The sequence below is a fragment of the Acetobacter orleanensis genome, from assembly GCF_001581005.1.
Lineage (GTDB): Bacteria > Pseudomonadota > Alphaproteobacteria > Acetobacterales > Acetobacteraceae > Acetobacter > Acetobacter orleanensis.
On sequence record NZ_LHZV01000028.1, the window covers coordinates 1 to 10575 of the forward strand.

Here is a 10575-nt window from a genome sequence, read left to right on the forward strand (position 1 = left end):
AATATGGGAAGAATTTCAAGATCTAACAGGCCCTAGAGTGTTTTCTACGCTGAATGAATCATCAAGGATTCCCAAAGTGGTTGTGATCTGATTCAAGATGAGAGCCGGAATGGAGGCCGGTTGTGGATGTCATCACGCACATTGTCTCTGGATCTTCGCGAACGTGTTGTCGCTGTTGTATTGAATGGTCTGTCGCGTCGTCAGGCGGCTGAACGGTTTGGCGTCAGTCCTGCGAGTGCGGTTCGCTGGTGCGCTCTTGCGGCCGCGACCGGCAATTCTGGACGTGTCACGGTTTAGTTCTGGACCTTTAAGACCGAAGATGGTCATGAAGGAAACGTGGAATGGGACGAGTTTATAAAGTTGAGTTCAGGCACGAGGCGGTGCGTTTAGCTCTGAGCAGCGGTCTGTCGCCTGAGCGTATTGCCCAGGATCTGGGTATGGGCTCCTCGACGTTGAAGAAATGGATCCGCGATGCGCAAAAGCTTGATACTGTAGTCGCTGACACAACAGATCATACGGCGCTATTGCGTGAGAATGAGAGATTACGCCGTGAGAACCTTCTGCTGCGGGAGGAGAGGGAGCTGTTAAAAAAGGCGACACAGTTCTTCGCGAGCCAAAGGTTGTGAGGTTTACCTTTATCGCTCGCTATCATGGGCCACTTTCACGCGAACGGGTCTGCCGCCTTTTTGGCGTCAGCGACCGGGGTTTCAGGGCCTGGCGACGACGCCCGGTCTGTGCCCGCAAAAGACAGGATGATAGTCTGATGATCCATATCCGTGCCATTCACGCTTAGAGTCGGCGAAGCTACGGACGCCTCTGGTATTGTTCATGCTGACAACCTGCCGGAGAAGGCGCCCGTCCGCCGCTGACGCCGAAGTCACAGCCATGCCTCGGATGAAGCCGAAGCGTCGGTCGATGCTGATGTGGGATTTGTAGCCGAAGACCGGCAGGGCGATCATAGGGAGCTGCGTCCCATCTGCCCGATACCGGACTTTTCCGCCGACCTTGAGTGTCCAGCGCGCGTCGGTATCCTTCTGTGCTGCCTTGTTCGGCTCGTCCGGCCAAATGTCTCTGGCGCTCTTCCCCGACTTGATCGCTTCGTGTTCGCCCTCGGTGTTCCGCTATCTTGGCGCAGGCACCAGCGAGGCGTCCACGATCTGCCCGGACATTGGAATGTAGCCCTTCTTCTGGAGTTGCCAGTCAAAGGCCTTCATCACCCGCTTGAGCGTTCCCGTCTTGGTCAGGCAATTGCGAAAATGCCGGATCGTGTTCTCGTCCGGCGTTCGATCCCCAAGCGACAGCCCCAGAAAGCGCAGCCAACTCAGCCGATCGCGGATCATGAACTCCATCCGGGCGTCTGACAGATTGTGCTGCGCCTGCAGGATCAGGGCCTTGAACATCATCACCGGATCGAATGGCGGGCGGCCGTCTTTGCTACCATCGCCATAACCAAGCCCTTCGACCAGCCACGCCCGGAAATACTCGAAATCCACCGTCTAGTGCAAAACCTCGAGCGGATCGCACTCTTTGCTCAATGCATCAAGGTGATCGCTCAAACTGAACAGGGACTTGGGATCCATAGCAGGCCTCCGTGATCGCGTAACTTAAATGAATCGCCATAGCCGTACAAACGCTACCGGTTTTTGCGGGTCTCCAGCTGTTGCCCTATGTGAAAGCCCAGATACAAGATATTATTCCCTCTGATTATCTGGCTCAGCATTTTGCAAGCGATAATATCACGAGCCTGAATAAACTAATGACGGCCAGTGAGGCTCCTATGGTCAAATCCGGCTCTTGCTCATGGCGTTATGCCTACAGCATTGATCGAATTATTGAAAAACTTGCGATCACTGAATATGAAATGAAGCATCTGGATTGTCTAGTTTCCAAGAGCATCAAGAAAGAAAGGCGGAAACAGTCTGACAGGGTTTATCAAGCCAAAAAGCGCAGGAATGCAGGGTCTCTCAGAAGAGAACACTATGAAGGGGAGGCACTGTCAACAACCAAACCATGGGAAAAACTTTGAATATGTCGCAGGACATGGGAAAGACGACAAAAGAAATTCCAGAGAGCTTCTGTTAATGTTGACGTTAAAAGCTCTAAATCAAACCTTCTGGCAAATGTTGGGTGACTGAAATTTTTCCACCATGATTTGCTACAGGTTCTTATTCTGTTTTCATGTGCCGCAAGTCCATCGCAAATAATATATAGGTTCGTAGGTTGGGGTGTAGGGGTATAAGTTTTCATAGACCTAATATTTACTATAAATGTTTTCAATTTATTGATATTAGGAATTCAGAAATTAAGGGAGAAGAGAAAGGGAGGAGGTAGGTCCATGATGCCCCGTCCTGCTTCTCCCATGGATAAAATGTCGGCAACTTACATGAGAGAAAATTATTAAAAATTAAAAATTTTGCTCTTAAAGCTTATAGTCATCTTACAGCTCAAATCTTATGGATTATTGGTATTATGATTGTTGTGGGTGAGATGGCACTTAAAACCCTATGGAAATGAATTTTATGCCTTTCCCATAAGTATCCGGATACCCCAGAAATCCAGATACTGCATGGACTCAGACACCTGAACGATACCATCAAGATATCGCTTTACGCCTTCTGAGTAATGTCCGTATTCATGGCCGAGAAAGTCATCAATCCAGAGTTCTCTGATGCCGGTGTCGCCTCCGGGCATATTTCTGAGCTTGGTGGAGACATTATGACGAATGCTGTGAAAAACAATAGTAGAGGACTTAATGCCAAGCCTATTCTTGAAGATTGAGAATTTACCTCCAAAGTCCACGCTTCGTTTTTTATCCCTTCCGCTGAATGTCAGTTCGTTAAATAGATAATAATTGGCACTCTTGGCCCATTCCAGAATCCCAGCTTCAATCAGTTTGCGGTGGATAGGAACAACCCTTTCACCGGCCTCAGTCTTGGGGTTTCACGCCTCCGCTGGTCTGTTACGTCGTGGCAGATGCTCACAGATATCATCAACACCAGACGCCTTTGGTGTTGATGATATCCAACTTCCGCAACCGGCATATTTCTACCAGCCTCATCCCGGTATACGATCCAATTCCGACAATCATGCCAAATGTTCTGTCGGAAATTTGGCCGGGAGGCCATGGATTGTCGATAAGTTTTTGCAGGTCGTCCTCAGACCATGCTTTATAGCCATCTCCCTTCAGTTTTCGGCCAAAAGACCAATCTTTGAAGACATTGGAACCTCGGTCGATCAGTTTCTTCTTCTCATAGAAGGCCCATAGGATCGACATCTTGGAGAAATGGTTCTTGATGGTCTTTGTTTTTAGAAGGGCTTTTATGCGGTTCTGCTTCGCATATTTAATAAATTCTTCAACCATGAGTTCCTTGGTTTTACCCTTTCCATAGGTGCCGAGAACATGGGTCATCATTTCGATGTATTTATCGGCGTGCTTACTGGAATAGGTGCGAATGAGTTCGTCACCATTGATTTCGATTCATCTGCGATAGACGTTGGCCATCATGACCAGTTCGCTGTTTGGCTTGGTTTTGATGTCTTTTTACGCCATGAAGGCAGAGACGGTCTGCGAGAACGGGGGAGAGGGTTTCACTTCTAGTTGTCGGAAGACAGGAGACAAGGTTTCCCGTAACAGTGCAGACTGATTTTCGAAGACCTTGATGGTTTCCTGATGGCACTGAACTCTGGACGCAGGGATTTCACCTGAACGGATCAGTTTTTCCATTGCGGGTCCCGCTGTATCCTTGAGATATCCGGTGAGCGCGGTCATGCGGTCTGTCTCTCTGACATGTGACAGGAGATGTTCAGCGTTGATGGTTTTGTATTGAGAAATCAGCGACTCAATTTCGAGCTCATATGACCGTACGCACTCTGTCAGGCTGTCTCTTGTTTCCTGAGCTCCGCTGGTTTCCGGGGAAAGGGTGGAGCGTCTGAGGAGGTCAGCATAGTCCTGTTTTTCCTCATCCGACATAATCCACGGTTCATGAGTCATCGCGTGTTCGATCTTTGCAAAAAGTGCCTGTGTCCGTTCGTATGCTGTTCCGGCACGGATCAGTACGATTTTCCTTGATCTGGTGAACAGCGAAAAGCAGATTTCATTCTTTTTAAGGGTATCACGTAAATGTGATTGAACCCGCGCTCTGAAATAGAAACTTGCTGCCCGGCGCTGGAGCATGTTCCTGCCTTGTTCATCGTCGCCCGCTAAAGCCTGTGTAAGACCTTGTGTAAGAGTTTGCGGGATCTATAGTTTCTGGAAATCAAGAATAATGAACAAAAACAATGAGCTATGATGGTGCGAACTGCGGGACTCGAACCCGCTCTCCTTGGGCGCAACCAACTGGACAACCCATTGAAACAGAACGATAATTTCAGGAGAAATCATCCTTCACATGGTGACTGCGGGTTCACTGTGCGGGCAAACCCGTGGGGCAGTCAAGATGCAATCAAAATTCTGAATTTACGACATTTGATAATACTTAATACAACTATTGCGGTGCGGGAAAATAGCTGCAAAATTAGGTAGTATCTTAGTAAGCGTTTTATTGGAGAAACTATGGCTTATCATAAGTTGGCTTTATCATCACTAATAGTAAACCCGGCAAATGATAGACACGGAGAATTAGATAGCGAGGCTGCGGCCATAGCGCATTTATTTGCTACGCAAGAAGGTCATATGCGTAACCTTGCTAAGGATATAGTTTTACAAAACGAAGTTTTTGAACCGCCGCTAGTTTATCCTGAAGGTGATAAATATGTTGTTGCTGATGGTAACCGGAGAACAACTTGTCTCAAGCTTCTTACGAATCCTAGACAAGCACCAACGGTCGAACTGCAAGAATTCTTTGCTGAATTAAAGTCCAAGTGGTCTGCTCTTGAATATATAGAGTGTAGAGTTGAGCATGATCTTGATCGTGTTGATGAGATTTTATTCCGTCGTCATACTGGTGTGCAAAAGGGTATTGGTCAGAGTAATTGGACTGACCGAATGCAAAATAATTTCGTAACACGTACCGGTAAAGGGAACGGCGTTCATATTGCCGATGAAATTGAAAAAAGACTCCAAGCAGCGGGACTTCTTCCTAGTAAGAAAATCCCACGTGCAAATTTGAGTCGTCTTTTGTCTTCAGAGCCTTTACGAAATCGTGTAGGTATATCAATTAAAAAAGGGCAATTTGAGATTATTCGGAATGAAGAGCAAACTTTATCAGTTTTACGGCGTATTGCTGATGATTTGGCGTTTAAGAGAGTGGTTTTAGGTGATATCTGGGATACAGATTCAAAAAGTAGATATATCGACTCTCTAAACCGTGAAGGTTTGCTTCCAGCAGAGCAAGCCACAACTAAGTCAGAGAAAAAGAGTAAAACCCCCGATATTTCGGCTAAGGCAAAGTCAGCTCGTGCAACGAAGCAAGTAAGATGGCCACATTTAATTCCTAATGTTAAGCACGATGTAGTATGGGGAGCGCATCTTCAACGTCATCGTGAGATATGGGAAGAGCTACAGTTTCGCCTGAATATAGATGTGCATTTAAATGCTATATCAGTTTTGTTACGTGTTTTGCTCGAGTTATCAATTGATAATTTTGTAGAGAGAGCACCATGCACAACTGTGCATGAAAATGATAAACTTGCGACGAAAGCAGGTAAGGTCGCAGATCAGTTGTTTGCAGAAGGCAGTATTAATAAAAAATATCAAGGCGCTATTAGAAAGCTTCAGCAGGGGGATGGGCTTTTGTCCATAGATACTCTTAATCGCTATGTTCATTCACCAAACTTCAATGTTTCACCAGAGCATCTTCGAATGCTTTGGAATACTCTTTCAGAGTTTATAACTCTTTGCCTAAGAGTTTAAAGATACCAAGCTAAGGCAGCAAGGCGGCCAGACGTGTAAACCAGCGGACACGTTGTGTTCCGGTGGGTTTGCAAACTGGTCAGGGGGAGAGCAATGCTCTCCCCCGTGAACCTCCTCTTATTATAGCTTTAATCGTTTTGAGGCTATTTGTGCTGCTTGCAATGCTTTCCCGTCCATCCATGTTCTATGACTGCGCTCAAGTGTCATCTGGGCTTCCGGAATTTCCGATGGGTCGCCATGATGAAACGGGGGCTGAGGCGCGTATTGAATAATGAGTTGAATATGTTCTGCTGCGGCCCGCCCACGTAATTGTGCAGCGAGAGTAAGCCCAAAATCAAGGCCAGCAGTCACACCGCCTCCTGTAATCCTATTGCGATCCTGCACAACGCGTTCGTGGCTTTCAATGGCCCCCATTAACGGCAGCAGATTAACAACACCCCAATGGGATGTGGCTTTGTAACCCTCCAATAATCCTGCTGCGGCAAGAATAAGGCTACCTGTGCAAACGCTTGTAATAAAGTGAGAGTGTGGTGCACGACTTGTCAAAAAAGCAAGGACGCCGGGATTGTTCATGCAGGCAATTGTGCCCATTAGTCCACCCGGTACAAACAATACATCGAGTTCCTGTGGGCACGTCGCTGGTGTGTCTGTTGGAGGGACAGGAATACCCACATCGGTTGAGACTGGTGCCATAGTCATGCCAACCAAATAAATTTCAGCACCTAGAATTTTAAAAATAGTCTGTGGACCAACAAGGTCCTGAAGAACCATGTTCGGGTAAACAAGCATAGCAATTTTGATCGGAGGACCAGAGAATTTCATACCTTGCATATGCTCCAGATGCTCTTTTTCAGAACCGCCTGTTGCTGCTTTGGCACTTTCTGAGACTATGGAGGCCATGATAAGAGTGGCAAGGGCGCGTCGTTTAAGACCGGGTAAAGAAGAATATGGCAGTAAATTTGGCATGATTGTTTCTTTGCAAGAGGGTTTGATCTGAGCAAAAACGGCGTACAAGCCGTTCTCAAGAGAGCTGTTGGGTTTCGTCATCAGAATGCCACCTGAAGTGAACCAAAAGCCGAACGGGGAGTTTCCGCACGCATGGAGAATGTGCCATTCGTGTCATAAATGCGGGCATTGGTCAGGTTTGTCATATTGAGCTGAGCCCTGGCTGGTCGTCCGTGTAAGGAAAATTTATACCATAAGGCAGAATCAAGCCGGAAATAGCCAGGAAGGTAGAACGAATTGGGAAGTGTTGCCTCCCGTCGGGTGGCGGCTCTAATACCCAGTCCCAAGCCTAGACCATGAAGAATGGTTCCGTATACAAATTCGTATGTTGTCCAGACGTTGCCGGTATGTTTGGCAACGCCAGCAAGAACACTGTTGACAGGATATTTGTTGTCACGGGTTACATTGGCAAAAGTGTAAGCGTAACTGAGAACGGCTTTCCAGCCCGGCAAAATCTCACCTGCCACATCAGCCTCTATGCCTCGACTACGTTGCTGGCCAACGGCAATAGAATAAAGCGGATGAGCCGGGTCTGTCGTAGCAACATTTGAGCGACGAATATCATATACCGCGACAGTCGCTTGCAGGTGCTCATGAAACAGTTGTTGTTTGACGCCTGCTTCAATCTGGCGAGACCTTCCTGGTGAAAGGGGAGTTCCAGTGAAGGAAGAAGTTGATGTAGGAATAAAACTTGTTGACCAGTTAAAATAAAAAGACGTTTTTTTACTTGCGGCATAGAGAATGCCAAGTCTAGGAGAAAATTTATTTGCAGAAACAGAGGTGTTGATTTCTTTTATTTTATTGAGAGAAGATGTTGTCGTGGTATCATAGCGCCCCCCACCAAGAATATAGAAGCGATCAAAAAGAGAAATGTAATCCTGAAAATACACTGAGGCGGCTTCTGCCTGTGTTGAAATATTGGAGCGTAACCGTGCAAGTCCTGGTGTCCCCGTATAAATGGGATCTGTAAGAATAAGTGTAGGAAGTGAGGCCGCATAGGTTTTTGCACTATAATCTGTCTGATAGAGCTCGCTGCCGACCAGCCAGTCATGTTTTAGTGGACCAGTATGAAAAATGCCTGAAAATTCATTCTGGAGATCAAAATCTTTACCCATCTGAGGGCCGCTGGATACTTCTCGACTCAGGGTTCGTCCGTTCGTTGAGAGAGCAAAGGTGTTCATACGATCCGTACCGAAATCATAGTTGTTGATTGAGCTTGCAAAGCCTGAGCGAAATCGGAATGAATCAGAAAATTTATGTACCCAGTTGTATCCTAAACGCCAGGAGTTCTGATGCGAGGCTCCAAGAGTCTGATTATCGAAGTTATAGGAGAGGGGGAGAGCCAGAGCTTTTCGGATCAAAGGGGTTTGGGATGCACCCCAAGTATAGTTTGAAAGCTGCCAAGACGCGAAGAAATCAATCTTATCATGAAGAGAGGGAGTCCACTGAACAGTGGGAGCAACATAGGTTGTTTCGTTGTAACCGAAGTCTCGGAATGTATCATCATGCTGATAGGCGAAATTGATCCGCCCTACAATTTTTCCATCTCCTGATAGATCACGATTACCGTCTGCGGTTCCTCGGAATAATCCAAAACTTCCACCTGATAATCCGGCATTCAGAAAGTTATGGTTTGCAATGGCTCGCTTTGTCGTGACGTTGATGGTCCCGCCAGAAGAGGTTGAACCACCGTATAACACCGATGCGGGACCTTTGAGGACTTCAATGTTATCAACGCCCTGAATATCTTGGGTTCCGGTCTGTTCTCTAAAACCATCTCGTAAGGTTGTAGAAGCGTCCACAAATCCACGCACACGAAAAGTCAGAGAATTAGGGAAGGTCAGATTACGTTCAACACCGCTGACTGTCTCGACGGCCTGATTAATGCTGAGAACGCCCCGATCCTGTATGACAGCATGAGTGATGACCTGTACCGATACTGGTGTTTTCTGGATGGAAACAGGAATTTTTAGAGCTAAACTATTGGTCTGAGCAAGATAATCTTCGGCAGGCTGCCGTGTTCCGTTAACGATCACAAAGCTTTGTGACTGGGACGCGACCTCTGTCTTTTTTTCTTTCTGAGGCAACATTCCAGTCTGGGAAAATGATGTTTTGTCTGTGCTGCTCTGCGCCCATAAAGGTGTGGCGGTAAAACCGTAAGACAGCACGACAATGCGCGCGATAAAACGACACGCTAATGCTCCTTGAGCATCAAGGGTTTTTTCATACATAGTTAAAGAAAATCCTGAACTGAGAAAGACTCAGCACTGGATCGTGCAGAAATACTCCCAAACACGCACAAAAGCGGCGTGTAGGATGAGACGACACAAACCAGAAGCTGACGAAAGGCTCAGGAAAACAAAGGAGGACCGCGCGACGGTGGCAGACCTGTCAGAACAGATGGTGGCGCTCTGGGAGGATGCGCCCGCATTTCCTGTTGATATCGATACACAGTATAAGCGGGCAGGGCGGGGAGGTTCGTCAGAATAACAGCGACAAGTTCCAGCAACGGGCAAAGCGGACAGCTTTTGTCGTGATGATGTGTATCATGGTGATGACCCGACATGCTCATGGGCATGTCCATCATCACCATATCATTGTCCATGTTGTGCTGAGGGCTGATATCAATGCCCGTTAGTCGTTCAATTGCCGCCCTTGGAGTTTCGTCTGGTAGGGAAAAGCCTTGGAGGAGAAGTTGTCCGACAAACCCGATAAGTACCAGCACCCCAACAAAAATAGCGAAGGGTGTTGTCTTGTGTTGCTGTCGGGTTTGGGGAGTGGTCAAGACTATTGATAACTCCAATATATTTCTGGTGTCATAAAGAGCTATTAGTTGACGGTGTCAAGAAGGGTAAAAAGAGCAGGCATAAACAGAGGCCTTCAAGGATAAGATATTTTATCTTATCGTTCAACGTCTGTTAGTAAAGTCGTGTCTTTATGACCCTGTAATGTGGAAGGGTGAAATCGAGCCTTTCGTCAGCCATGTCCGTCTTTGCAAGGGAAAGAAATAAGGGCAGAAAACTGCTTTTTTTGGGGGTCAACGGGGGAAGATATTCCTCCTTGCCAGATGCTCGATGGGTAGCCATTGAGCACTGCTGGCTCCCTTTTAAATCGTCATGTTTGCAAAGGCTGTTTCTGGGCAGCTGATTGCCTCTATGGTCTGCTTGAGGTTGGCTGTTGAAATGCTGGTCAGATAGGTTGTGGTTCCTTGGCTCTTGTGGGTTGCTTCATGACCCAGCAGGCGGTCTATCCATACCTCCCTGATGTTGGCATCTGCGTTTCTGAGTTGGGTTGAGACTGTGTGCCGGAACGAGTGAAATGTGATTTCTGCTGGTAGGCCAATCCGGGTTTTAAGCAATGAAAAGGCCCTACCAAGAGCTGCGCCCCTGACACCCTGTTTTGAGGTTTCCAGACCGGGGATGAGGTATGGGCCATTCGTGGTCTCTTTCAGCACCAGCACACCAGCTTCAATCAGTTTTGAATGGACTGGTACCACACGATTGCCAGCTTCCGTTTTGGGTGCCCAGCCAGTTTCGGCATGAGGACGGATAAGGAAGCAGGGGATACCATCAACGCTCTGTAGGTCTTCTTTTCTCAGAGTGCAGATTTCGCCTAATCGCATTCCGCTATAAGCTGCAATAAGGGTGACTAGCCGGAAGGCCTGCTCGGGTACGGACTTGCTGTGCCATGACGCAGAGGCCAGCAAAGCCAGTTCCTTT

At 47.3% G+C, this 10575-nt stretch carries 11 protein-coding genes and 1 pseudogene; 5 read left to right on the top strand and 7 right to left on the bottom strand.

Annotation, left to right across the window (positions count from 1 at the left end; genetic code table 11):
* Nucleotides 1-126: 126 nt before the first annotated feature.
* A pseudogene (locus tag AD949_RS13915) lies at nucleotides 127-249 on the top strand (IS630 family transposase); the annotation flags it as partial.
* Nucleotides 250-341: 92 nt separating this feature from the next.
* A complete protein-coding gene (locus AD949_RS00460; protein ID WP_048837008.1) occupies nucleotides 342-626 on the top strand; it encodes an IS3 family transposase in 285 nt (94 codons plus the stop codon).
* Nucleotides 627-1121: 495 nt separating this feature from the next.
* Here AD949_RS00460 and AD949_RS14360 read toward each other — a convergent pair whose 3' ends face one another.
* Nucleotides 1122-1493: a transposase gene (locus AD949_RS14360; protein ID WP_248845768.1), complete on the bottom strand. Its 372-nt coding sequence runs from the start codon at nucleotides 1491-1493 to the stop codon at nucleotides 1122-1124.
* 167 nt (nucleotides 1494-1660) lie between these two features.
* Here AD949_RS14360 and AD949_RS00470 point away from each other — a divergent pair, with 167 nt between their 5' ends.
* Nucleotides 1661-2026, top strand: coding sequence for a hypothetical protein (locus AD949_RS00470; RefSeq protein ID WP_048836973.1), 366 nt, complete (start codon nucleotides 1661-1663; stop codon nucleotides 2024-2026).
* A gap of 608 nt (nucleotides 2027-2634) precedes the next feature.
* On the top strand, nucleotides 2635-2778 hold the full coding sequence (locus tag AD949_RS14365) for a hypothetical protein (protein WP_244926400.1): 144 nt from the start codon (nucleotides 2635-2637) through the stop codon (nucleotides 2776-2778).
* Nucleotides 2779-2989: 211 nt separating this feature from the next.
* Here the strand turns inward: AD949_RS14365 and AD949_RS14370 are convergent, their stop codons facing one another.
* Entirely contained in the window at nucleotides 2990-3412 is a 423-nt protein-coding gene (locus AD949_RS14370) for a site-specific integrase (protein ID WP_244463466.1), read from the bottom strand.
* 129 nt (nucleotides 3413-3541) lie between these two features.
* Nucleotides 3542-4174: a DUF6538 domain-containing protein gene (locus tag AD949_RS14375; protein WP_244926401.1), complete on the bottom strand. Its 633-nt coding sequence runs from the start codon at nucleotides 4172-4174 to the stop codon at nucleotides 3542-3544.
* Between the two features lie 378 nt (nucleotides 4175-4552).
* On the opposite strand from AD949_RS14375, the gene AD949_RS00480 reads away from it, so the two are divergent.
* On the top strand, nucleotides 4553-5851 hold the full coding sequence (locus tag AD949_RS00480) for a hypothetical protein (RefSeq protein ID WP_048837011.1): 1299 nt from the start codon (nucleotides 4553-4555) through the stop codon (nucleotides 5849-5851).
* A gap of 120 nt (nucleotides 5852-5971) precedes the next feature.
* Here AD949_RS00480 and AD949_RS00485 read toward each other — a convergent pair whose 3' ends face one another.
* The 4 genes from AD949_RS00485 to AD949_RS00500 all read right to left on the bottom strand — a co-directional run.
* Nucleotides 5972-6898 carry a DJ-1/PfpI family protein gene (locus tag AD949_RS00485; RefSeq protein WP_096430599.1) on the bottom strand — a complete coding sequence of 309 codons (927 nt, stop codon included), beginning with the start codon at nucleotides 6896-6898 and terminating at the stop codon, nucleotides 5972-5974.
* Nucleotides 6898-9087, bottom strand: a complete 2190-nt coding sequence (locus AD949_RS00490) for a TonB-dependent siderophore receptor (RefSeq protein ID WP_061504595.1) — start codon at nucleotides 9085-9087, stop codon at nucleotides 6898-6900. Before AD949_RS00490 ends, AD949_RS00485 begins: the two co-directional genes overlap by 1 nt.
* Before the next feature lie 119 nt (nucleotides 9088-9206).
* Nucleotides 9207-9641: a DUF2946 family protein gene (locus AD949_RS13540; protein ID WP_244926402.1), complete on the bottom strand. Its 435-nt coding sequence runs from the start codon at nucleotides 9639-9641 to the stop codon at nucleotides 9207-9209.
* Between the two features lie 321 nt (nucleotides 9642-9962).
* Nucleotides 9963-10575: tyrosine-type recombinase/integrase (locus tag AD949_RS00500; protein WP_248845769.1), on the bottom strand; the 613-nt coding region annotated here is incomplete at its 5' end.